Source organism: Weissella fangxianensis (genome assembly GCF_024718545.1).
Taxonomy (GTDB): Bacteria; Bacillota; Bacilli; order Lactobacillales; family Lactobacillaceae; genus Weissella; species Weissella fangxianensis.
The window spans coordinates 1-25,265 of sequence record NZ_JAMXDB010000011.1; the positions used below are offsets into that span (position 1 = coordinate 1).

The 25,265-nt window shown below is 41.0% G+C and carries 23 protein-coding genes, 1 pseudogene and 1 riboswitch; of the genes and pseudogenes, 2 read left to right on the plus strand and 22 right to left on the minus strand.

All coding sequences use genetic code 11. The features are described from left to right. Window positions 1-160: 160 nt before the first annotated feature. The 14 genes and pseudogenes from NGR58_RS04675 to NGR58_RS04740 all read right to left on the minus strand — a co-directional run bounded on the left by NGR58_RS04675 (window position 161) and on the right by NGR58_RS04740 (window position 14,161). On the minus strand, window positions 161-1,324 hold the full coding sequence (locus NGR58_RS04675; RefSeq protein ID WP_115470863.1) for a metal-dependent hydrolase family protein: 1,164 nt from the start codon (window positions 1,322-1,324) through the stop codon (window positions 161-163). A gap of 17 nt (window positions 1,325-1,341) precedes the next feature. Further along, a complete protein-coding gene (locus NGR58_RS04680; RefSeq protein ID WP_258088479.1) occupies window positions 1,342-2,949 on the minus strand; it encodes a peptide ABC transporter substrate-binding protein in 1,608 nt (535 codons plus the stop codon). Window positions 2,950-3,293: 344 nt separating this feature from the next. Continuing rightward, window positions 3,294-3,992: a hypothetical protein gene (locus NGR58_RS04685; protein ID WP_115470865.1), complete on the minus strand. Its 699-nt coding sequence runs from the start codon at window positions 3,990-3,992 to the stop codon at window positions 3,294-3,296. Continuing rightward, window positions 3,985-4,716 (minus strand): type I 3-dehydroquinate dehydratase, encoded by a 732-nt coding sequence (gene aroD, locus NGR58_RS04690; protein ID WP_115470866.1) that lies wholly within the window; start codon window positions 4,714-4,716, stop codon window positions 3,985-3,987. The genes NGR58_RS04685 and aroD overlap by 8 nt, the downstream gene beginning before the upstream one ends. Then, on the minus strand, window positions 4,691-5,218 hold the full coding sequence (locus tag NGR58_RS04695; RefSeq protein WP_115470867.1) for a shikimate kinase: 528 nt from the start codon (window positions 5,216-5,218) through the stop codon (window positions 4,691-4,693). The genes aroD and NGR58_RS04695 overlap by 26 nt, the downstream gene beginning before the upstream one ends. Window position 5,219: 1 nt before the next feature. Further along, window positions 5,220-6,512, minus strand: coding sequence for a 3-phosphoshikimate 1-carboxyvinyltransferase (gene aroA, locus NGR58_RS04700; protein WP_258088480.1), 1,293 nt, complete (start codon window positions 6,510-6,512; stop codon window positions 5,220-5,222). Window positions 6,513-6,537: 25 nt separating this feature from the next. Continuing rightward, window positions 6,538-7,716: a chorismate synthase gene (gene aroC / locus NGR58_RS04705; RefSeq protein WP_258088481.1), complete on the minus strand. Its 1,179-nt coding sequence runs from the start codon at window positions 7,714-7,716 to the stop codon at window positions 6,538-6,540. Between the two features lie 3 nt (window positions 7,717-7,719). Then, window positions 7,720-8,784 carry a 3-dehydroquinate synthase gene (gene aroB, locus NGR58_RS04710; RefSeq protein WP_115470870.1) on the minus strand — a complete coding sequence of 355 codons (1,065 nt, stop codon included), beginning with the start codon at window positions 8,782-8,784 and terminating at the stop codon, window positions 7,720-7,722. Window positions 8,785-8,794: 10 nt separating this feature from the next. Further along, window positions 8,795-9,775: a 3-deoxy-7-phosphoheptulonate synthase gene (gene aroF / locus NGR58_RS04715; protein WP_258088482.1), complete on the minus strand. Its 981-nt coding sequence runs from the start codon at window positions 9,773-9,775 to the stop codon at window positions 8,795-8,797. Between the two features lie 4 nt (window positions 9,776-9,779). Further along, window positions 9,780-10,589: a shikimate dehydrogenase gene (gene aroE / locus NGR58_RS04720; RefSeq protein ID WP_258088483.1), complete on the minus strand. Its 810-nt coding sequence runs from the start codon at window positions 10,587-10,589 to the stop codon at window positions 9,780-9,782. A 109-nt stretch (window positions 10,590-10,698) separates the two neighbouring features. Next, on the minus strand, window positions 10,699-11,376 hold the full coding sequence (locus NGR58_RS04725) for a VIT1/CCC1 transporter family protein (protein WP_258088484.1): 678 nt from the start codon (window positions 11,374-11,376) through the stop codon (window positions 10,699-10,701). 4 nt (window positions 11,377-11,380) lie between these two features. Next, a complete protein-coding gene (locus tag NGR58_RS04730; RefSeq protein ID WP_258088485.1) occupies window positions 11,381-12,061 on the minus strand; it encodes a VIT1/CCC1 transporter family protein in 681 nt (226 codons plus the stop codon). Window positions 12,062-12,238: 177 nt separating this feature from the next. After that, window positions 12,239-12,856, minus strand: a complete 618-nt coding sequence (locus tag NGR58_RS04735) for an ECF transporter S component (RefSeq protein ID WP_258088486.1) — start codon at window positions 12,854-12,856, stop codon at window positions 12,239-12,241. Between the two features lie 112 nt (window positions 12,857-12,968). Continuing rightward, window positions 12,969-14,161, minus strand: a pseudogene (locus tag NGR58_RS04740) (aminotransferase class I/II-fold pyridoxal phosphate-dependent enzyme). Window positions 14,162-14,388: 227 nt separating this feature from the next. Between NGR58_RS04740 and NGR58_RS04745 the strand changes: the two are divergent. Beyond that, entirely contained in the window at window positions 14,389-15,126 is a 738-nt protein-coding gene (locus NGR58_RS04745; protein ID WP_258088487.1) for a M15 family metallopeptidase, read from the plus strand. 68 nt (window positions 15,127-15,194) lie between these two features. On the opposite strand, the gene NGR58_RS04750 is transcribed toward NGR58_RS04745, so the two are convergent. From NGR58_RS04750 to alr, 8 genes are read right to left on the minus strand one after another with little or no spacing between them, the layout of a single operon-like run. Further along, window positions 15,195-16,268 (minus strand): aspartate-semialdehyde dehydrogenase, encoded by a 1,074-nt coding sequence (locus NGR58_RS04750; protein WP_258088488.1) that lies wholly within the window; start codon window positions 16,266-16,268, stop codon window positions 15,195-15,197. 33 nt (window positions 16,269-16,301) lie between these two features. Continuing rightward, window positions 16,302-17,483 (minus strand): aminotransferase class I/II-fold pyridoxal phosphate-dependent enzyme, encoded by a 1,182-nt coding sequence (locus tag NGR58_RS04755; RefSeq protein WP_258088489.1) that lies wholly within the window; start codon window positions 17,481-17,483, stop codon window positions 16,302-16,304. A 38-nt stretch (window positions 17,484-17,521) separates the two neighbouring features. Beyond that, window positions 17,522-18,262, minus strand: a complete 741-nt coding sequence (gene dapB / locus NGR58_RS04760) for a 4-hydroxy-tetrahydrodipicolinate reductase (protein WP_258088490.1) — start codon at window positions 18,260-18,262, stop codon at window positions 17,522-17,524. A gap of 4 nt (window positions 18,263-18,266) precedes the next feature. Continuing rightward, window positions 18,267-19,142, minus strand: a complete 876-nt coding sequence (gene dapA, locus NGR58_RS04765; RefSeq protein ID WP_258088491.1) for a 4-hydroxy-tetrahydrodipicolinate synthase — start codon at window positions 19,140-19,142, stop codon at window positions 18,267-18,269. A 14-nt stretch (window positions 19,143-19,156) separates the two neighbouring features. Beyond that, entirely contained in the window at window positions 19,157-20,308 is a 1,152-nt protein-coding gene (locus NGR58_RS04770; RefSeq protein ID WP_258088492.1) for an N-acetyldiaminopimelate deacetylase, read from the minus strand. 12 nt (window positions 20,309-20,320) lie between these two features. Beyond that, window positions 20,321-21,031 (minus strand): 2,3,4,5-tetrahydropyridine-2,6-dicarboxylate N-acetyltransferase, encoded by a 711-nt coding sequence (gene dapD, locus NGR58_RS04775; RefSeq protein WP_258088493.1) that lies wholly within the window; start codon window positions 21,029-21,031, stop codon window positions 20,321-20,323. 30 nt (window positions 21,032-21,061) lie between these two features. Beyond that, complete coding sequence (gene lysA / locus NGR58_RS04780; RefSeq protein ID WP_258088494.1) at window positions 21,062-22,348, minus strand: diaminopimelate decarboxylase; 1,287 nt, start codon at window positions 22,346-22,348, stop codon at window positions 21,062-21,064. Window positions 22,349-22,366: 18 nt separating this feature from the next. After that, window positions 22,367-23,482, minus strand: coding sequence for an alanine racemase (gene alr, locus NGR58_RS04785; protein WP_258088495.1), 1,116 nt, complete (start codon window positions 23,480-23,482; stop codon window positions 22,367-22,369). Window positions 23,483-23,577: 95 nt separating this feature from the next. Continuing rightward, window positions 23,578-23,750, minus strand: a riboswitch (Lysine riboswitch). Window positions 23,751-23,859: 109 nt separating this feature from the next. Here alr and NGR58_RS04790 point away from each other — a divergent pair. Next, window positions 23,860-25,215 (plus strand): aspartate kinase, encoded by a 1,356-nt coding sequence (locus tag NGR58_RS04790; protein WP_258088496.1) that lies wholly within the window; start codon window positions 23,860-23,862, stop codon window positions 25,213-25,215. Window positions 25,216-25,265 lie beyond the last annotated feature (50 nt).

Here is a 25,265-nt window from a genome sequence, read left to right on the forward strand (position 1 = left end):
TTTCCGTATTTTATAAGGCGGAATACCTTGTAGGTACATCGTGACTGCTTCAATTTGTACTTCTTTTGAAAACATAGTAAAACCCCGTAAGTTTTGGAAATTACTCCAACTTACGGGGTTCAGTTCAGAACATTTTTTTGTTCCAACCTTTTTCATGTTATTAATTAATTAATTTTCCAGACTTATAAACGGACTTCGGACCTTGTAGAGCCTTTATATTTGCTAATGGATCTTCATTCAAAACAATAAAATCAGCCATAAAATCAGGCGCTATTTCCCCAACATGGTCATCAATTCTTAACACTTTCGCGGCATTGCGAGTTGCTGCCAGAATAGCATCTTGGGGCGTTAAGCCGAGCGCTGTCATTTTTTCAAGCTCCTTCGTTGAACCATCACTAAAGTTATTGAATGGTGTCCCCGCATCAGTACCCATAACGATTTCAACCCCTGCCTCAATGGCCTTTGCGATACTCTGACGATGAGCTAGCAAGACATCCTCATTTTTGTCATACATCCATGCAATGATGTCTTTTTTATGATCATGGATAGCATCTGGCGCAGAAAGCGTTGGCACAATTGGCGTACCGGTTTGTAGTAACATATCAATCGCCTCATCATCCAAATAAATCGCATGCTCGATTGAATCTACACCTGCCTTGATTGCATTTTTTATTCCTTGATTACCTTGCGCATGAGCAGCTACTGGTATGCCATAATTATGCGCTTCTTCGACAGCTGTTGCTAACTCAGTAACACTGAATTGGACATTACCAGGTACTTCTTGATCATTACTCGTAACACCACCAGTTGCCATCAACTTGATGTTTTTAGCACCCTCTTTAATCAATTGACGCGTTGCTTTGCGGACCTCATCAGCACCATCTACTTCCTTACCAATAGCCCCTGCCCCATGACCACCGGTAATCGTCAGTGCAGCCCCACTAGCGATAATATTTGGACCAGCAATCACATGTTGTTTAATCAATTTCGCTAATTTAATATCAATGTTATTTGCTGCGCCAACCTCTCTGATTGTCGTTACACCATCTGATAAAAATTCACGTAAATGTTTCGTTGCATAAATGGCCAGTTCCGTCTCATTGGTAATGTTTGCCAGTTGCTTTTTATCACTAGTTGTTAAATCTGAAATATGTGTATGCGCATTAATTAATCCCGGAATGATAAACTTACCTGATAAATCAACAACTCGAGCATCATCATCATTATCTATAAAATAGCCTGAGTCTGTATCAACCGTAAAAGCTGCTGTTTTAAATTCACCTGCGATAAAAATTGCGCCATTAATAAATTTTACTTGTGTCATTACTGATATTCCCCTATTTATTTCTTGTAAGCTTCTTTAAAGTCAAACGTTGCGCCATAAGTATTCACTAACAATCCTTTAACATTTGGTCGAACCAATGATGGTGTCGACTGATGTCCTAAAGTAACAACTGGCAGTTCACTATGAATTCGTTGTTCAGCTTGTAGTAAATCCTGGTACCGTTTAGATGGCTTATTAACATCATTGCCATTAGCCCGTGCGAGCGCTGCATCATATTCTTTATCATTAAATTGTGCAATATTGATACCACTATCACTTTGAACCATATTAAGAAAACTCATTGGATCTGCATATTCACCACCCCATGAAGTTAAGACAATGTCAAAATCATGTGATAATTGTGCTTTAACTCGCGCAGCCTTCGGTTGAAATTTAACCGTTAATTCAACACCAGGTAAATTCTTTTGTAACTGATTTTGCACATATTGTGCTTCAATCTTACTCTGATCATCGTTATCGGCTAGTAAAGTTAGCTTTATTTTCTTCGTCTCACTCGCAGCTAAACTTTTCTTAGCGTCTTTTTTATTAAAGGCATATTTTTTACTGTTAGCCTCTTTACTAAAGTCACGCTGATTATCTGGATTCTTAATTGTATTCTCAGGCGTAAAGGCATTCCCGCTACGTTGAATACCCTTAAGCACCTTATTTGTCAGCCCTTTTGTATTAATAGCTTGCTTGATGGCAACTCGCACGTCTTTATTTTGTAAATATTTATTTTTCATATTTAATCCCAAAAAGTCAGTCCGACCATTTTTAATACTATGGTATGCGCGGTTATTTTCATTCGCTCGAACTTGATCAGCAGTTAATGGTGTATAGTCAGATTTCCCAGCTTTATATAAATTATAACCAGTCGTATTATCGGTCACGGTCTGGATATTAATTTTATTTGTGGCAACATTTTTCTTATCTTCATATTGACTATTTTTTACCAACTGATACGATTTATCCGAACCATGCCAATTTTTTAGTATAAATGGCCCATTCGATAATGTTTTATCTGAGGATGTACCATATGCCTTACCCACCTTCGTAACAAATTTTTTAGGCTGCGGATAAAATGCTGTGCCAGTCAGAATACTTTTAAAAGCAGGATCAGGATTATTCAAAGTGATTTTCAATGTCTGACTATCAAGTGCTTTAACACCAAGATCATCAGCTGCTTTCTCACCGTTTGTTACTGCTGTCGCGTTCTTAATATTATTAGCTAAGGTAGCGCCATTAGACTTATTTTTCGGATCAACAGTCTGTTGCATACCAAAGACATAATCATTTGCCGTCACTTTTTCGTGATTAGACCACTTTAGATCATCTTTTAAATGAAACACATATTCACGACCGTCTTTTGAAATATCAACCGACTTGGCATCAGCTAATTGCGGTTGATTATTTTTACCATATCGATATAACCCTTGCCCAGTTTGAGTGACTATTTCCGAACCAGTAGAATCATTAGCCTGCGATGGACTCATCGTCGTCAAAGCTGCCGATTCTGTCCAATTGATTGCTTGATCCGCAAAAGCTACTCTTTCCTGTGACAAACTTGCAATAGTTGCCGTCGTCATCCCCACTGACAATATGAATGATAATTTCTTTATTCTCATAGCAATTCTCCATTAAATAATAATTAACTCAACAAATAAAAAACGGCCAATCAGCACATTATGTGCTAACTAGCCGTTGTCTTTTAAAATTGACAGGTTAATTTCTAGCGGCTAGCTATCGTTAATACTTAACTGATAGCTAGCCCACAACAAATAGCCAACTATCTCGTTGGCCACCACCATGAAATAGTTGCTGAGAATACAACTTGATTAATTTGTGAATTTATTAATAACATGATGTTTTCTCCTTACATGTCTTACTAGAATTTATTTAATTATAACGCTAGTATGAGAAAAAGCAACCGTTAAATTAAAATAAGATTAAAAAACTGTTTGGCTGGTTTTTAATTTTCAAAATTTGCAATCAATACTCGGTTCCCTGCCGACTGTTTTGTTGGGTCAGCCTGGCCGAATGCTGCCTGTGTCAAATGAAGTTTCGCAACTTCGACACCAAAATAATCTTGAATTAAATTTTGTAAAAACAACAGCAATGCTTGTGAATCAATTTCCGTTTCGTGAATTAATACGGGACCCTTATTTTTAAACACAGCTGAATTCCGTAAATTATCAACCTTCTTTTCTAGCGCTGGTAATCCAGCCACTAAATGATAGACCACATGATTTTCGTGAACCCACTTTGTTAAATGGACAACATGACGCAAATCAGTGAAACCAATTGGTAAAATCATATCTGCAGCAACTGCTGTTAATTGCATTGGTTCTTGCGTTTGCTTTTGAATAGTACTTTTTAGTGCGGTTGTATCTAAAGTAAAGCGACCATTATAGTCCAACATAGCCTGACCAAGCAACATTTCAACACGCGTCACATAGCCAATCCGATCAAACTGTTCATTATGCTGTAATTCTTGTGCTAAGTGTTGTCGAAAAATATCCGGTGCGCGCCAGTCAAGTCGTAATTTCGCCTGATTTAACTGAATATCATCGCCCTCTGCGTGAAATGTAATCAAGGTATACCCCATGGTACCCGGTATTTCATTGAGGACAGCTTGTCTATCATCTGAAAAAAAGTGACTATTATACATCTGATTCTCCCCATTTATGTAATAGTGTTGCGAGTGTCATTTGGCCTGGTGCTGATGCTGCTTTCCCACTTGCAAAAGTTAACTGTGACCCATACTGATAGCCAACCTCGCGTGATTTCATTCCCAACGCCCCCATCGACATCGTAATCAGCGGTAAATCACTGTCTGCAGCAACAATCGCAGTCGCCTGCAATACGCGGTCAACATCCATTGCTACTTTTGGCATGACCGCTAACTTTACAACATCAATAGGTAGCCTGGTCATCTCCATTAAAAGACTAACTAAATGATTAGGGGTTGCGTCAAAGTTATGCTTAGAACCGATAACTTTAACATTTTCAGGCACTAGTTTCAAAAGTGCTTGTTGATCTGCTAGTAGCGCAACCTCAATATCAATGGCATCAACGCCTGCTTTTAGCGCCCGTTGATAAACCATTTGGTAGCTATCATGATGATAGTTTAATTGTCCCCCTTCACTGGCAGTTCGCCAAGTAAATAACAAGGGTTTATTAAGTATCTCATGAACCTGACGAATATTACTAACCGTTAACTCACAGAAATCTGATAAGTAATCAACCCGCCATTCGACGACGTCGGCAGCCGTTTGGCTGAGCATCCGTGCCGTCTGTCTCACATCTGCCATCGTCTCATCAACCATGGGTACAGCGACAAGTGGTCGTTGTTCAGTTGCACTCGCATTACCTATTTTCAGTCGTTTCATCATTAAAAGCTCTCATATATTGCAATACTTCTTCAGCAACCTGGTCAGCAGTCTTGTTATCAGTATAAATAACCTCTGTTGCAATACTTGAATACTTTTTGAGACGTTGCTCCCAAAGTTCAGCCAGTTCCAATAAAGATTTATTACGGACGATTGGCCGTGTATTATCTTTTACCAACCTTTCGACTGTTTGACCAAAGGAACCAGATAAGTAAATAACTGGTACTGGACTACTTTTTAACAGTTGTCGATTTTGCTCTAATTCAATAATGCCACCACCGGTAGCCATAATCCCAGATTTTGTCAGATTTTCTTGCAGGATAGTTTGTTCTAACTGTCGAAAACCTAATTCACCAACAATTGCAAAAATTTCTCCAGGTGTCTGACCAGTCTGTGTGACAATCAGTTGATCTGTATCAAAAAATGGCAACGTCGTTTTTTCAGCCAGTAATTGTCCAACTGTTGTTTTACCAGCTCCCATGAAGCCAATTAAAATCACTTTCATATTAATCTATGACCTCACTTAAATCACTAAAAAAGTTGGGATACGAAATATTCACTGCTTCTGCATTGGCAAGTGATACATCCCCTGTTGTTATTAAGGCCGCAATGGTCAACATCATCCCCACGCGGTGGTCACCACAAGAATCGATGATTGTTGGTTGCTTAACTTGTAATGGTGTCCCACCATGAATATAAAAGCCATCTTCTCTAGGCTCAATATCAGCTCCTAATTTATTTAACTGGGTAGTGACAGTGGCAATCCGATCACTTTCTTTCACATGTAATTCACTAGCACCCGAGATAACTGTATCGCCTTGTGCTTGTGTCGCAGCGAGCACAACTAGTGGCATTTCATCAATCATAGCTGGGACGTCAACTGCTGTAATCGTTGTGCCATGTAATGATTGCGATTGCACTTGGATATCAGCCATTGGTTCTCCATCAGCTGACTCATTATCAAATGTAAATTTAGCACCCATTCGTTGCAAAATTTTCATGATACCTGTACGAGTTGGGTTAATTCCAACCTGTTTGAGAGTAAGCGCACTTTTCGGAACCAGCACACCAGCCACAATCCAAAAAGCGGCTGACGAAATATCGCCAGGGACGCGAATAGTGGTCGCAGTTAAATGCGTCTGTGGTGTAATTTTAATTTGATGGTCCTCGCGCACCAAATGTACGCCAAATGCTGCTAACATTCGTTCAGTATGGTCACGAGTCGCAATTGGCTCAATAATTGTCGTTGGCGTTTTTGCTTGCAGTGCCGCTAAGATAATGGCACTTTTTACTTGGGCAGACGCCACTGGCAATTCATAAACGAGGCCTGCCAGTTCGTGTGTACCAAGTTTAGTGACTGGTAAATGGTCATTCTTTGTCACAAAACTGACGCCCATGGCGATCAATGGTTTAATGACCCGCGCAAATGGTCGTTTTGATAAACTTTTGTCACCACGAAATGTTACCGCAAATGGTTGATTCGCTAATAACCCCATTAATAAACGGGCCGTCGTTCCTGAATTTCCCATATCTAACATTTGACTTGGCTCAACGAGTTCATTCAATGACCTGCCATGAATAATTAAATCATGATTGTCAGTACTAAATGTCACCCCTAAATTTGACATTGCCGTCACTGTATGACGAACATCTTCGGAATCCAAAAGATGTTGTACCCGCGTATCACCTGACGCAATACTTCCCAACATAACTGCTCGATGTGAAATACTTTTATCACCAGGCATCGTTAAAGTTCCCCGCAGTTTTTTCCCCGCTGTTTGTAACTTAATCTTGCCCATTATTTAACCTACAATTCTTTTCCAATTAAAAATGTTTGATTTCTTCACGATAAGCTGCCACTTGTTCTTGTAAACGTGACAAACTATCAGTATCAAATTTATCTAGGATGGCTTTTGCAAGTTCAATTGCCACCATAGCCTCAGCAATAACTGCTGCTGCTGTTACTGCCGTCGTATCTGATCTTTCTGTTGATGCACGGTGATCTTCATGAGTGTCGATATCAACACTCTGCATTGGTTGGTATAGTGTTGGAATCGGCTTAACAAGACCACGGACAACAATCATTTCACCAGTTGTCATACCGCCTTCAAAGCCACCCAGATGGTTAGCGCCACGATAAAAGCCACGCTCAGCTGACCAATAGATTTCATCCATCAGTTCACTACCATATTTTGTCGCATTCGCAAAACCACCACCGAATTCAACACCTTTAAAGGCATTAATGCCCACCATTGCACGGGCAATCTTCGCATCTAATTTTTCATCTGCTGATACATACGATCCTAACCCAGCTGGTACACCAGTGGCCATGACTTGCACCGTACCACCAACAGTATCTCGATTGCGTTTTGTTTGATCAATCACTTCACGCATTGCTTCATCATCCGCAGCAGTCAATGCACGTGTTGGCAAACTTTCAGTGACCGCACGTAATTCCGCTAAGGTTTTATATTGCGTTAGTTGTGTCAAATCCGAACTAGCGGGACCGATATTCATCACAAAACCATGAACATCAATATCGAGCGCTGCCAATAGTTTTTTAGCAACTGCGCCCACAGCCACACGCATCACTGTCTCACGAGCCGATGAACGTTCTAGGACATTTCGCAAATCATGCTGATGACGATATTTCATGCCACCAACTAAATCGGCGTGACCCGGTCTTGGTCGCATGACTTTACGCATACTATTCTCAACAGTCGCGGGGATATTTGGGTCCATAATTTTTGACCAATGATTGTGATCATCATTATGAACATTTAAAGCAATGGGTGATCCTAAAGTGACTTGGTGACGGACACCAGACATAATCGTTACGGTATCTGTTTCAATAACTTGACGTTGACCACGCCCATAACCATGTTGGCGCCGAGCCAGTTGTTCATTAATATCATTTGTTGTAATTGTCAGGCCCGCCGGAATGCCTTCAATAATGGCAACCTCTTCTGGACCATGACTTTCTCCTGCTGTCATATATCGCATAGGTTAAGATGCTCCTTCAATAAATTCTGTCATCTCTGCCAATGACTTTTTGATAATTGCTGGTTGACCAGGTTCTTTAACTGCGACTAGCTGTAAGACACCTGAAAGGTTCTTTTTATCGTGCGCCAACTGTTCAATTGTCGCTGGCTGGCGAATCAAAGCAGAATCCACCGGCAAACCAACTAGCTGTAAGCGCCGATTTAACGCCTGTAAAAATTCAGACGAACTAATGTTTTCAGCCACAAAACGTTCTGTGATTGCTATCATACCAATTGCCACTGCTTCTCCATGCCTGAGGCCACCTTCAGCCAGTAATTCTATCGCATGGCCAATCGTATGCCCAAAATTAAGATACTTGCGAATTCCTGCTTCACGTTCATCTTGCATTACAATATCAGCTTTATATTGTACAGATTGGGTAATCAGATCGGATGATCTAGTCAAAATATCATTAACCGTCCGAATCGTACCAGTCAATTGCCAAAAATCGCCACCTGCTAAGGCACTACATTTAATCACTTCAGCGTAGCCTTCAACTAAATCACGAATGGCTAGCGTCTTAAGATAGGTTGGATCAATCAATACCAAATCAGGTTGGTAAAATGTTCCCATAATATTCTTTGTCTGACCTAAATTGATGGCTGTTTTACCACCCACACTTGAATCAACTTGGGCGGTTAGCGATGTTGCAATTTGAATGAATGCAATACCACGCATATATGTGGCGGCTGTTAAACCTGCTAAATCACCAACTACCCCACCACCTAAAGCAATTACACCATCCGCACGAGTGAATTGATGTTCAGCTAAACAAGAAATGGCTTTTTCAAGACTTGCCAATGACTTTGAACGTTCACCTGCTGGCAGTACCAGCGTGGCAACGTGGTAACCTGCTGATTGCAGTTGTACCACTGTATCAGATAAATACAGATCAGCCACATTTTTATCAGTAATCACTAATATCTGTCGTGGTGACCATACTTGTCGAATTTTTTTACCAATTTCATGGCGCAAACCGTCTAAAACTTGCACTTGATAAGTTTTATCAGGAACAGAAACTGTCACCATATTATTCACCTCATAGTTCATGAATAGCATTTGCTTTTGCAAATAAATTCGTCATCTGATCAGGCGTCAATGCTTGTTTGCCATCCACCCAGGCCTTTGCTGGTTGATCATGAATTTCAAGCATTAGCCCTTGCGCACCAGCCGCAACCGCAGCTAATCCAATTGGCGTCACATGTTCAGAAACCCCAGCAGCATGTGATGGATCGGCCAAAACAGGTAAATGAGTCAACTTTTGCAAGACCGGGATCACACTAACATCCATTGTATTCCGTAAATATTTTTGATCAAAACTACGAATACCCCGCTCCATCAAAATGATTTGTCGATTCCCTTCAGATGCAATATACTCTGCTGCACTTAAAAACTCATCAACTGTCGCACTCATACCGCGCTTTAACAACACTGGTTTATTTTGACGACCGACAGCTTTTAGTAAGGAAAAATTTTGCATGTTACGTGTGCCGATTTGGAAAATATCTGTGTATTTACCAACTAAATCAACATCCGCAGGGCTCATGATTTCTGTCATCATGTCCATACCTAAAGCATCTGCCGCTGCACGATGCCAAATAAGTCCTTGTTCACCAAGTCCTTGAAAACTATATGGGCTCGTACGTGGTTTATAAGATCCCCCACGTAAAATCGTTGCGCCAGCTGCCTTGGCAGCTTGACCCATCGCTAAAACATGTTCGGCAGATTCAATAGCATCCGGTCCAGCAATTAAACTAAAGTTCTGACCACCAATTGTTGAATGAGGTGTCTGAATCACCGTATCAGTTGGATGAAAGGCCCGGCTAACTTGCATTGCTCCCGGATGATCCGTAATAACATCTACGACTTGCTGCTCATTAATAAATGGAACATCGTCAATGTCCTTTAAACCAGCAAAACCAACACGATTTTCAGAGGCATAAACATGCTCTATATGATTAGCCTTGGCCTCCGCTAAAGTTTTTTGTGCTGCAGACTCATCTGCCATGATAACAATCATTTTATTATCTTCCTTCTCTTAAAATCGCTGTCAACATTGCGTTTTGATCAGGTTGGATGCCTGTCCATCTTTCAAAACTCAATGCACCTTGCCCTACTAACATGGCGAGACCATCGGTTGCTTGTCGATTGGCCTGTTTGGCAGCTGCTACAAATGGTGTATCAGTCAACTTATAAATATTATCAACAACTTGCGCATGGTTTGGCGTAATGGCAAATTGTCTTGGTGAAAGAAGCGATTGATTATTTTGCATCCCCACATTTGTTGCATTAATAATCAAATCTGCTTCTAATAAAAACTGATCCACATAGGCAATATTATGTAATGGTTCATCCAATAATGGTGCTAACATGGCTGCTTTCTTATCAAATTCTGGCGTCATGCGATTAAAGACATGTAACTGACTTTCACTAGGTGCACTGGCAATAATGGCGCGTGCCGCACCACCAGTGCCTAAAACAACAACATGCTTTGGTACCTGTTGAATTGTTGCCCAAAAGCCAATGCCGTCCGTAATGTCACCAAATACCTGGCCATCTTGCACAGTAATCGTGTTAACCACTCCTAATTTTTTCGATAACGCAGACATTTCATCTATATAAGGAATAATTGCTTGCTTAAAAGGCATCGTGACATTCAGACCACGTATACCACTGGTAACCAATTCATGAAATTTTTCCCCTAAATTTTCTGGCTCAATAGCAAATAACTGATAGTCAGCATCAACATTAGACAACCGAAAGGCTTCATTTTGCATAATTGGTGATTTGGATTGTTGTACCGGATAACCAATTAGCCCGTAATGATCTGTCATTATTATCTCCAGGAATATATATTTTTAGCAATAAAAAAGAGACCGAAAAGTACAGCCTCTCGAGTGACATGATATTGCTAAACTCTTCTCTCTGTTTAGTGTACTAAAATCAAAAGAGCTTTCCAATACCATAGTGAATAGTAATTGTAATTATCCCAATAATTATATTTCTAATAATTGCACGCTTTGGGAAACCATTTCCCAACCGCGCACTTAATAAGCCTGTCAAAGCAACCGCAATGACCGTTGCGCCAATTGTGGCTAAGAATTGCCACTTAACTGGCGCCATATACATGGCAATTAATGGTAAAAAGCCACCCAAAGCTGCACAGAATAAGGAAGAAAATGCTGCAGACCAAGGACCAACATAATGGCCCAATGAAACATCATATTTTACCTTCAAAATTGTTGCCAGCGGGTTTTTACGCATTAATTCATTAGCAATTTTGTCTGCAGTTGTTTCACTTAGTCCTTGTTCATGGTAAAAGTTATAAATATCTTGTTGCACACTATTAGGATTAACCTGAATTCGATCCTGCTCAAGCGCGACCACAACCTTTTCTGCATCCGCTTGTGAGCTAACTGAGGCATACTCACCAGATGCCATTGACAAGGCACACGCCATTAAATCTGCTAATCCAGCTATTAAAATTGTAAACTGATTAGTTGTCGCTGCACCTACTGAAAAAAGAACACCAACAACTGTCAAAATGCCATCATTTGATCCTAATACACCTGCACGAATCGTGTTCAATTTTTCAGACATCGTTGTTTGTGAGTCCTGCATAATTTCACGCTCCTATTAATGTTCCGACAAAATATGTCACAATCATTGTAAAAATACCTGCGATAACATTACGGCCAGTTGCCTTATATTCATTTGCTCCTGATAAATGAGCAGCTGAAAAACCAGTAATTGCTAAGGCAATCAACACAGCAAGCGCTGTTGCAGGAATACGTAAATGAACTGGTAATAATGTAATTGCTAGCATCGGTAACAATGAACCTAATGGAAATGAAATCATTGATGCTAAGGCTGCCGCTAAAGCAGATATTTCATGATGCTGCGTAAAGCCATACCGTTCACGAATCGTCGTTTCTAATGGATCACGGGCCATCAATTCTGACGTGGCCGTTTGCGCCAAATCTGCTGATATACCTTGTGCCATATATTGCTTTTTCACAAAGTCAAATTCTTGTTCATAATGGTTTGTCAATGCTGCTTTCTGAGTTGCCACGGCCTTGCTTTGCGCATCATTTTCTGAATGCACTGAAACATATTCACCCATCGCCATCGAAACTGTACCGGCCAGTGCACCGGCAAAACCAGCAATAAAAATTGCAAAAGAATTTGTTGTTGCCCCCGCAACACCGATAACAATACCTGATACGGATAAAATACCATCATTAGCTCCCATAACAGCAGCCCGAATAATATTATTCCTTTGTGCCAAATCTTTACCTATCGTCATATGCTTTCTCCTCTTTTCTTATTATACACCAGATAAAAATAAAAAGTTTTTGTTACGATAAAATTTCAAAAAATAGCCGTAAAAAAACAGGTAACGTTCATGAGTGTTGTTACTCGCTGTCGTTACCTGATTAAATAAACCAGGTTAATACGTCGATTTAATTGTTTGGTCTGCATACTACGCCAGACGATTTTTAAAATAGGTCATGATTGGTAAGCCAATCAGTGGTACTAAAATGGCCCCTGCGATAATTTCAAAAATCCCATTAAAACCAGCAATCGAAACGATCAACCACTGCGCTAAATTAGTGTTTGGAATACCGGTAAAAGAAGTATCCATCACAGTAAAACTGAGCCATGTTATTAATAAGACCAACGTTGTATTAATAACAGCTGACAAACTACCTAAGATAGCTAAGCCAGGCCCCTGCTTTTTTAACTCATATTGTTGCACAAATTTTTGATATAAATAACCAGTCAATAATCCAACCATAATCCTTGGTACCAATGCTGTGATGGGATTACGGAAAATCAAGGCGCCAATGCTTGGGACACTAGCCCATGCATGCCATAAAGAATAGGCACCCCAAACAAAACCTAATAAAGCTCCCGTTTTAGGTCCAAGAACCATCGCACCAATGGCGACCGTATAAGTAATAATCGTTACTGCTGCACCGACCGCAAAAGCACCTAAAGGTAACGTGCCGAGCCATGGCACAATTGATTGTAGTAAGATAATCGCTATAAACAGCGCTGTTAAGACTAAATGTCGACTTTTGTTTACACGCGTTTGCATCGCGTTCCTCCAAATTTATCATAAAGTTATTAAACACTCTAAGCTGCATTGTTTATTATATACCAAAAAATGGATGCGACAAACGATGTTTTGAAACCGCTATGTAAATTTTTTAGGCGTTAACGTTAGCTCTTTTGGCAGCGAAGAAAGCTGACATACGACGCACCGCTTCTTGCAAATCTTCATCTGAAGCAGCGTATGAAATACGCACATACTCCGGCGTGTATTCAGAAAAGGCTGCTCCAGGAATCATCGCAACATGACCATTCTCTGCTAAGTCCAAGGCAAAAGCCTCGCTATCATGCCCCATATCCTCAGGAATCTTAGCAAAAATATAAAAGGCTCCCTCAGGGTTAACAACTTCAAACCCAAATTCTTCTAAATGTGGTACTAACCAGTCACGACGACGCTTGTAAATATCACGCATGTCATCAGCAACATCAGCAGCCGTCGTTAAGGCCACCTTAGCACCATCCTGAATAAATTTTGGCAATGCGAATGTCAATGCTTGGTGCACCTTTTGTGCTTCATCAATAAAGGCTTGATCAGCAATAATGAACCCAATGCGATAACCAGTCATGGCATGTGACTTTGATAGTCCGGTCATCAAAATCGATTGCTCAGGTAATAGGCTACTTAACGACACATGGTCTTGGTCATACGTCAATTGTGCATAAATCTCATCGGAAATCACCCATAAGTGATAACGTTTAAACACATCGGCCAGGGCTTCTAACTCATCACGAGTATAAGTGACTCCAGTTGGGTTTGATGGGTAATTAAATAGAATGGCCTTTACTGGTACATTAGATTGCTCTACGGCATCAGCTACCAACTCCGGGGTTAATTTAAAGTCTGTTGGCCGGGTATTAATGGTAATTTTTGTACCATGTGCCAAGTCCAACGATGTTGTGTATGGTGTGTATGCGGGTTCAGGAATAATCAATCCTTCATTTTCATTCAACAGTGTCATAAAGATAACATTGATTGCCTCAGAAGCGCCGACGGTTACAATCACATTGTCTTCACTCTCGAAAGGTAAATCATAGCGAGATGCATAATACTTTACAGCTGCTTGACGTAAATCACGTTCCCCTTGGGCATCACTATAATGTGAATTATTGTTGGCAACTGATGAAATGACGGCGTTCTTAATTGCATCATCTACGTTGAAACCAGGTTCACCGAATGTTAAACGTAACAAATCAGGAATATCGCGAACTTTTTTTGAAAGCCGATGAGGCCATCAGCAGCTAAGCTTGTGACCTTTGGATTAAGTGGTTGTACAAATTCATTTTTGGTCATTTTAATTCACTCACATTTCTTTTTATTTTTTAATTGAATATCATTATAATATAAAATCCGATTTTCAGGAAAGCATTTACTTCTGTAAAAAGAATACTTTTATTTTACACTCTTTGTGCGTTTTTTAACAACCATAAAGCGGTTTCATTAAACCGAATTCATGGTAAAATAGGGCTAAGACGTACTAATAAATTGACATAATTTTTTAATTATCAAGGAGGCATTAGATGTTAGATTTCACTGACACGCCAATTGAAACACCAGTTACAAACTGGGACTGGTCTCCCATTCGTGAGGTTCCTATTCGGGAGAATAACGAGCCACTCGTTTCTTTAAGCTATTTACCAGAAAAGATGGTCGTTAGTCCACAATACTTTATTCAAAATCTGCCAGGCAGCTACCCTGACTTGTATACACGTGCTGGCGTTCAAGAAAAGCTCATTGCAGCAACTCGCAAGCTACCCTATGGGTATAAATTTGTGATTTTTGATACATGGCGCAGCATTCCAACGCAACAAGCTTTATTTGATCAAATGAAGCGCTTTGTAAAGCAGGAGCATCCTGATTATTCTGAATCAGAAATCCAGCAAGCAGCCCTTCGTATTGTTGCCTTGCCATCAACTGATGCAACGAAGCCATCCCCTCATAACACGGGTGGATCAATCGATTTATCAATTGTTGATGAGAATGGTCGCTTGTTAGATATGGGTAGTCCGTTTGATGATATCAGCCAACGAGCAAAAACGACCTATTACGAAACAGAAGAGACTGATCCGAAATACGACGCTGTACGTCAAAACCGACGCTTGTTATACCATGTCATGACCCAAGTCGGGTTCACGAATTATAGTGAAGAATGGTGGCATTTTGATTACGGTAATCAAAACTGGGCTAGTCTGACTAACAATGGTTTTGCCATCTATGGTGCCACAAAGCCTGAATTCCCATGGGTTGAAGCTTATTAACAATTGCAAATACTAAAAAAGGTGCGACAAAACGTTTTGAAACTGTTTTGTCACACCTTTTTAGTATTTTATTTAGCCTGACTATGAATCAAGTCGCGCTTTACAAGTTCTTCAGCAATTTGCACGGTATTCCATGCAGCACCTTTCAACAAGTTATCTGACACGACCCATAAGTTAAAGCTGCCCGGATTTTCACTGTCAGCACGGACACGACCAACAAATGTCTCACGCTTACCAACCGCTTTGATTGGTTGTGGATATACTTGGTTAGCTGGATCATCTTCTAGGATTACCCCTGGTGCACTAGCTAAGATATGTTGGACATCCTCTCGCGTTGCTGATTCATCAGCTACAGAAACATACACTGATTCACCATGACCAATTGGGACCGGTACACGTACGGCAGTTGCCGTAACTTTTACCTCACTTGACTTAGGATCACCAAACAAGATTTTCTTAGTTTCTTGCATCATCTTTTGTTCTTCAAAAGAATAGCCATCATCTTGGAAAACATCGATTTGTGGCAATAAGTTAAAGGCCAATGGGAAATGTTTTTTATCCCCCTTAGTTGGCAAAATGTCAGCCGTTTCAGTTTCCCCATCTAAGTGTTGTTGTGCTTCATGCAATAACTCATCCCATGCCCGTTGACCAGCACCTGAAGCAGCTTGATAAGTCGACACAATCACCTGATTCAAGCCGTAAGCTTTACGTAATGGCTCCAAGGCAACAACCATTTGAATTGTTGAACAATTAGGATTAGCAATAATTCCTTGATGATTTGCCAAGGTCTCCGGATTAACTTCTGGTACCACAAGTGGTACATTAGAATCCATACGCCAGCGTGATGAATTATCAACTGCCACAGCCCCACGCTTAACAGCTTCTGGTAATAATTTACCTGCTAAACTACCACCAGCAGATGCTAATACCAAATCAACCCCATCAAATGAATCTGGCGTTGCTTCTTCAACAACAATATCTTGTCCTCTAAACTGGCGGATCTGGCCAGCTGAACGAACAGACGCTAGCAATTTCAGTGATTTAACTGGAATCGTTGACTGTTCTAACTGCGCTAAAATTCGGGTACCAACGGCACCAGTAGCTCCCAAAATAGCTACATCGTAACCTGCTTCATTCGTCATCTGATTTTCTCCCCCATTTCACTAGTTATAAATTTATTTTTTTAAATCAACATAGTGTTTTAAACGGGTAATAGCTGATTCCAAATCTTCAGTTGATGCGGGGTAAGAAATACGAATATAACCTTCACCACCAGCACCGAAAATTGAACCAGGTGCAACTCCCAATTTGACAGCATCTGCCAAGTCATAAACAAATTCAATATCATTAGTATTCAAAAATTCTGGAATCTTCGCAAAAATGTAGAAAGCCCCACCAGGTCGAGCCGCCGTAAAGCCAGCTTCTGACAAGCCTTTCAAAACTAAATCACGACGCTCTTCATAAACAGCACGCATCTTAACAGGGTCTTCACGACCATTACGCAAGGCTTCTAAAGCACCGGCCATCATAGGACCTGGTGCGGTAGCAATCATTGATTGATGCGCTTTACCAACCTGCTTCATCAATTTAGCTGGTCCAACAGCATAACCAATTCGATATCCAGTCATCGCATGTGACTTTGAGACGCCACTGATCAATACTGTTTGCTCTGGCAAAAGACGAGCCATTGAAGTATGCTTGGCATCGTAAACCAACTCAGCATAAATTTCATCAGCAATTACTAATAATTGATGGTCCCGCAAAATAGCGACTAATTCTTTTAATTCGTCTTCAGAATAAGTGACCCCGGTTGGATTTGATGGGTAGTTAAGCAAAATGGCTTTGGCATTTGGATGCTCAGCTAAGACATGCTTTAACTTTTCAGGTGTCACAATAAAATCAGGGGCTGTATTTAGACCGACTACTTTAATGTCTGACGTTTGAGCAACCGACTCATATAATGGGAAAGTTGGCGTTGGAATAATCAATTCATCCCCAGGATTAAACAAAGCTTGAAATGCCGCATTGATTGCTTCAGCAGCCCCCACTGTTACACTGATCTCAGTAGCTGGATCATATCTTGGTGTATCAAAACGTTCAACTAAGTAATCTGAGATTGCTTCACGCAATGGCATGATACCTTGTGAAGGTGAATAATGTGAATCATTCGCTTGTACATCACGAATAATTGCTTGTTTAATATGTTCTGGCGCCGCAAAATCAGGCTCACCTAGTGTTAATTTTAAAATACCATCAATTTGTGAAAACTTTTCATCGACCACACGAATTGGCGAAGGTACCGTCGCCGCTAATACTTTGTTGCACTGTCCTTCTAACGCTGCACTTAATTCAACCATTTTTAACTCCCCTTGGCTCCTTGCCTACTTTTTAATATCTATAATACCTTTTCTAACCCAATTTGTAATCCTGTAATGGTGTTAACCTGGCGGATAGCCAATCCGACCCCACCCATAAACGACTCACGAGTAAACGATGTTTGTTTGATACGCAAAGTTTCACCTGGTGCGCCAAATACAACTTCTTCTTCGGCGACATATCCAGGTAACCGCATGGCATGAACATCAACACCATCAATCTGATCACCGCGTGCTGGATCTGCTGTATTCGTTGCCACTGGTGCTTGTTGGCGTGCTTTAGCAATTGCTTGCGCAGTCGCACGCGCTGTCCCAGAGGGTGCATCAATTTTCTTAGGATTATGAATTTCCAAAATTTCTGCATCAGGTAAATACTTAGCTGCTTGCGCGGCGAACTGCATCAATAAAACCCCCGACAATGAAAAATTAGGCACAATCAAAGTTGAATGCTGTTCTTTCTCACTTAATGTTTTTAAGGTCGTAATTTGTTCAGATTGTAATCCACTGGTCCCAACAACTAGCTGAAATCCATGCGTTAGCGCATATTGTCCATTAGCAAAAGCTGCATCTGGTTGGGTAACGTCAACCCAAACATCTGCTGTCACGTCTATATCTGCTAATGATGTAAAAACAGGTAATTCACTGTCATGTGATGATCTTGATAATAGACCAACTAATTCTAAATCAGCGGCATCTTGAATCATCTGCTGAATGGCACGGCCCATTTTACCGAAACCACCAGCTAAAAATACGGTTGTCATATCATTATTCCTTCCGATCAAGTTTTGCTAATACATCTGCTGTCTCTGCGTTATCTAATGACATAATTGGCAAACGAGTCACGTTTTTGACCTCACCTTGATGCGCAAGCACCGCTTTTACTGGTGCTGGGGATGGGTAACTAAACAGAGCTGACATACGTGGCGTTAACCAACGTTGTTGTGCACCAGCCTTTGCCACATCTCCTTCGGCAAGTGCTTGGAACAAATCAGTCATTTCCTTACTATATAAGTGTGCAGCCACTGAAATCGTTCCGGCTGCCCCCACTGCCTTAGCAGCTAATGTTTGTGAATCTTCACCAGTATAAACTTTAAATCCGTCAGGTGCATGATCAACCAGATAGGCTAAGTCATCAATACTTGTTACTTGCTTCACCGCATTGATATTAGGGTGTTCGGCCAATGCCAAAACACTTTCATTATCCAATCCAACCACGGTACGACCGGGGATATTATAAATCATAACGGGAACATTCGATGCATCGTCAATAGCCTTGAAATGCGCAATCATTCCCTTTTGATTAGGCTTACTATAGTATGGTGTTACTGCCAACACCGCATCAACACCAGAAATCTCGCTGACTTCTTTGGCAAATGCAACGGAATGGGCGGTATTATTATCACCTACGTTCGCAATGACTGGACTCCGGTCACCAACTTTCGCTGCAAAATAAGCATATAGCGAAATTTTTTCGTCATGGGTTAATGTTGGCGACTCACCAGTCGTACCACCAATAACAAATCCTTGGGTTCCTTCGGCAATCAATCGTTCAGTTAATGAATCTAATGCTGGATAATCGATTGTATTATCATTAGTAAATGGTGTAATAATTGCTGTAATTAAAGAAATATCTTCGTACATTTTATTCACACTTTCTATGCTGACATCCGCCAAGACAAATACTTAATAATTGACTTAACTCCTGCTTCAATCGCTGTTTCATCCGGACTTAATCGACTGTCATGTAAACTATGGTCAACATCGCCGACCCCTAGCCAAAACATCGTTCCTGGAATCTGGTTAATAATATACCCAAAATCTTCTCCCGTCATAGCTGGTTCACAAGTTGTAAAATCAATCTCATCATCATTTGCCATGTACTGAATAAACTCACGGGTAATATCGGAATTATTATTAACAGGCCAATAACCACCTTGTTCTAATTGTAAATCAAATGCCACACCATACACAGCTGCCAACCCTTGTGCAATTTCTCTGACGCGTTGTTGCATCATTTCTAATTCTGACTGGTCAAACGCGCGAATCGTCCCTGCTAGCTTTGCCTCGTTTGGAATGACATTCCCAATGTTACCAGCCTGTACCATACCAATCGTTACCACGCCACCATGAACTGGATCAACATTACGCGAGACGATTGTCTGAACTTGCATGATAAAAGCCGCTGCAGCAACAATCACATCCTGTGATCGATGTGGAAAGGCAGCATGGCCACCCTGTCCTTTAATCGTTAAGTGAATTTCTGCACTACCGGCAAATAAAGTGCCTTGACGAGTAGCAATCTGGCCAGCTGGCATAGCAGGCTGATCATGTAAGGCATAAAACTCATCTGGCCGCCATTCATCAACAAATGTGCCTAATTCATAAAGTTGTTTACCGCCAGCGTGTTCTTCTTCAGCTGGTTGGAACAAAAAGACCATATTATCTTCTGGTTGTTGTTCAGCAAAATGGGCTAAAACTCCCAGGGCAACAGTCATATGAATATCGTGCCCACATGCATGCATGACTCCGGCACGCTTTGACGAGAAAGGTAGGCCCGTCTCTTCTGTAATAGGTAGTGCATCAATATCTGTTCGATAACCAATCGTTCGTTTAGGATGCTTACCGGTCAATCGTACCAATAGGGCTGTCGGTAACGCTGGTATTTCTCGAATCGTCAACCAAGGAGATTGCCAAGCTGTCACAATATTTTTTAAATAACGCTGTGTCTCGAACTCCTCCAGTGACAATTCCGGGTGTGCATGTAAATGGCGACGAATATCAATTAAATTTAAATCTGTAATCGTCATATCTACCTCCGTTTATAGCGATCTTAGGGCATCAACTAACGCCGTTTTTGCCTGGGTCTTTTCATCCATTTCCTTGATTACTTTAGCCGGAACACCAGCAACTACCGTGTTTGCTGGTACATCCTTGGTAACAATTGCACCAGCTGCAATAACCGCATTATCACCAACTTGAACCCCTTCAATAACTACTGCATTGGCACCAATCAATACATTATCACCAATCGTCACTGGTGTTGCTGAAGCTGGTTCAACGACCCCCGCAAGCACGGCTCCCGCACCAATATGACTGTGTTGACCAACAGTTGCACGGCCACCAAGAACTGCGCCCATATCAATCATCGTACCAGCGCCAATCTCAGCACCGATATTAATAACCGCTCCCATCATCACCACAGCATTCTCACCGATTGCCACCTGATCACGAATAATGGCACCTGGCTCAATTCGTGCAGCAACATTTTCATAGTTCAACAATGGGACACCACTATTTCGCGCCAATAATTCCACATGATAATCCGATATCTGATCCGCTGCTGCGGCAAGGACAGGTTGGATATCTTGGTAGTCACCAATGACCGTACCGGTTTTGGTTTCAATAAAAGCCTGCACCGTTGTCGGCCATTCAATATCGGCTAAATCTCCTGCTAAAGTTACCCTTGCTGGCGTCTTTTTAGGGGCAGTTGCAATATAATTGATAATTTCTTGTGCATCTAAATTATTCATCTTGATTTGTCTCCTACTTGCAATTATTTTTTATTGATAATGCTTGTCTAAGCGAAGCATGTCAGCATATGTTTCTCGTTCAACAACTAATTGTGAGTGGCCATCCTCCACAAAGACAACTGCTGGTCGTGGATTACGATTGTAGTTAGATGCCATTGAATAGCCATACGCACCAGTCGCTAAGACAGCTAGGACATCCCCAGGTTTCGTTTTTGGTAATTCTTGTTGCCAAACCAAGACATCCCCCGATTCGCAATATTTACCAGCAACCCGAACTACTTGTTCCGTGGATGCTTGTGGATTATTTGCCAAGACCGCTTCATATTTTGCTTCATATAAAGCTGGCCGAATATTATCGCCCATCCCACCATCAACTGATAGATACGTTCGAATGCCAGGTACGTCTTTCTTGGCACCAATTGTATATAAGTTATAACCAGCTGGACCAACAATTGCTCGTCCTGGTTCGATCCAAATAGCCGGCATCGCCATTCCATATGACGTCGTTTTCTCCGTAATCGTATCAATAATAGCTTCAACAAATTCAGTTGCTGGTAATGGTTTGTCATCTTCTGTATATCGGATACCAAAGCCACCACCGGTATTGATAACTTGTGGATCAAAGCCCCATTCATGTACTAAGTCGACCAACTTTGCAGCTGCCATCTGGAAACCCGTCACATCAAATATCTGTGAACCAATATGGGCCGAAACACCTAGTACATTCAGATATGGATCAGCAATTGCTTTTTGAAGCGCTGTATAAGCTTGACCACTTGCAACATCAAAGCCAAATTTACTATCAGTTTGACCAGTAGAAATGTAATCATGGGTATGTGCTTCAACTCCTGGCGTGATTCTTAATAGGACATTTTGCTTTTTGTCACGTTCACTCAACACATCATGTAAAATATCTAATTCATAAAAATTATCAAGGATAATCGTGCCGAGACCACTATCAACTGCCATTTCCAGCTCAGCAACCGACTTATTATTACCATTAAAAGATACATGATTCATTGGATAATTTGCCGCTAGGGCTGTTTGAATCTCACCGCCTGAGACAACATCCAAATGGACATCTTCTTGTGCAGCGACTTCATACATAGCAACTGTCGCAAAGGCTTTAGATGCGTATGAAACTGCATAATCAAGTTTCCTCTTCATAAACACGGCCTTGAAAGCTCGCATTTGCTGGCGCATATGATTTACATCATACACATAAAGTGGTGTCTGATACTGTGAAGCTAATTCTGTCGCTGTAACGCCACCAATTGTTAATTCACCGTCCTGATTGACTTTATATGGTTTTGACATATTTACTATTTCTCCCTTTTAATCAACAAGCACACGCATCAGTCGATCTTGTAATCCTGTAGCAACGACCCAAGGGGCTAGTCCCACATGTTGCGCAACATCTTCAATTGTATTTTCATATTGTCCTTGCTTACCAATAATCGTCACGACGGTACCCACTGGTAACTCTTCCGGTAATGAAATCATCATTTGGTCCATTGCTATTTGTCCAATAATAGGTGCCTTTTTGCCATTTACTAATACTTCAAATCCTTGAATTGGTCGTGGCAAACCATCGGCATAACCGATTGGTAGCGTACCAACCCATTCACCTTCATATGTGTAGTACGTATGACCATAACTAATCCCCACATCGGCGGGCATTTTTTTCACAAAAACAAGTTCTGTTTCCAAAGTTAGGACAGGTTTTAAATAATTATCTGGCAAAACCTCACCACGTGATGGTTCAATACCATACACGACTGTCCCTGCACGAATATAATCAGTTGGTAATTCATCGGCATGATACATCGCGGCACCAGAATTCGCTAAATGAACCATCGGCGGCATTGGTAAGTCATCCGTTAAGCGATGCCAATTTGCCAGCTGCTTTTGAAAGTAATCTGTGGCTAATGAATCAGATTCTGAAAAATGGGTCATGATACTTTGATATTTAAAGAAACTCGCATGCGATTGTAAGTACGTAATTGCTTCAGATAACGTTTCGCGACTACGAAAACCAATTCTCCCCATACCAGTATCGACCCCTAAATTAACTTGCAAAGTCGCCTGATGTTCATCCAAATTTTCCTGAGCTAATTGTAACCAAGCCAAATCACTAACCGTCGCAATTAAATTATTATCAGCTATCAACTTGGCATATTGTGGCAACGTAATTCCCAAGATAAGAATTGGTACCGTAATGCCTGCTTGTCGTAACGCTAAGGCCTCATCTAACACGGCAACCGCTAAGCCATCAACCCCCGCTTTGACCGCGGCTTGTGCCATTGGTATCAAACCAAATCCATAAGCGTTGGCTTTTACGGCTAAAAACATAAACTTCGCACCGCTGGCCTGACGAGTAACGGCCACATTATGTGTGACTGCCACTTGTGATATTTTAATTCTTGTTGGTCTTGTTGCTGCTACTACCATGATAATGGCCCCTTTGCTGTTAAATTTATTGCATAAAAAAACCGATTGACAGTACTATTGCACTGTCAATCGGACACATTTCTATTCCTTAAGACCGTGACAATAGCTCCCCGCTTATTCAGCGACAGTCTAATAGTTTTTCGCTATTAGCCCAACGATACGAGTTACACAATCTGTATCATTTCGGCAACCGCCCCTTTTACTTAGTATCATTGTCTGTGTGAACTCCACTAAGTGACTGTTGTTGGTTGCAACCTCTATTAATCATTAACGTAACATTAGAATATATTAATCTTATGGCTATGTCAATACTTGACATTAATCTTTTTTTCACTTTTAATTAGTGCCAATTAGGAATTCAATTGGAGGCAGAAACAATGAAAGTCGTAAAATTTGGTGGTTCATCCCTGGCGACAGGCGCACAATTCCAAAAAGTTTTGGATATTATTACAGCAGATCATGATCGTCGGGTCGTTGTCGTATCAGCTCCGGGCAAGCGTTTTGATAGTGACATCAAAGTGACCGACTTACTAAAAACCTACGCTGATCAAACAATTGCTGGTGCCAACACCGATGAAATTATGACAACAATATTAGCGCGTTATCAAGAAATTGCTCAACATTTTTCGTTAGAAGATAATAAGATTATTTCACAGATTAAGCAACAACTCGTTCACCTAAACCGAGTGCACTATCCATCATTTAATCATCTCTACGCCGCTTTCATGGTACATGGTGAGCTATTAAACGCCCAATTACTAGCAGCAATTATGCAAGAAAAAGGCATGCTAGCTAACTTTGTTTCACCAGCTGAATTAGGACTTACTGTGACTGGTTCGCCACGCGCTGCCCGCTTAGATCCAGAAAGTTATCATGCAATCAATCAGTATCAATTCGATGACTCGAGTCTCCTCATTGTTCCTGGATTTATCGCCTATACCAATGATGGTTATGCTGCAACGTTTAGCCGCGGTGGTTCTGATATTACTGGCGCAATTTTGGCAAGAGGCCTGCAAGCTGACTTGTATGAAAATTTTACTGACGTATCAGCAATTTACTCGGCTAACCCAAAGATTGTCGCCCATCCACAACCAATCTCAAAAATGACTTATCGTGAAATGCGTGAATTATCATATGCCGGCTTTGCTGTTTTCCATGATGAGGCAATTATCCCGGTTATTGAAGCGAATATACCAATTAATGTCAAAAACACCAATGATCCACAAGCTCCTGGTACAATGATCATGCCTAATCATGCGATTGATCCAAAAAATCCTGTTACAGGTATCGCCAATGACAATCGCTTTGCTTCCCTGTACTTACATCGCTATTTGCTGAACCGTGAAGTCGGTTTTACCTTAAAAATTTTACAAATTTTAGCAACATATAATGTCAGCTATGAACATATGCCTTCCGGAATCGATGATATGACTATCATCTTTGATAAAGCACAATTAACACCTGAGATCAAAGCGCATATTAGTCATGATCTTTACGCCATCATTGCCCCAGATGAACTAGATTGGTTAGACGACTATGCCATCATTATGATTGTCGGTGAAGGTATGCAACAACACATTGGTACATTTAGCAAAATAACTTCGGCATTAGCTGAAGCTGGTATCAATCTACCAATGATAAATCAAGGCGCATCACAAATTTCAACAATGATTGGTGTCCCTGTCGATCGCATGAACGAAGCCGTACAAGTCATATATAACGCCGTTTTCTAACGTTAACATACAAATAACCCCCTCGTTGCAGTTCAACGAGGGGGTTACAT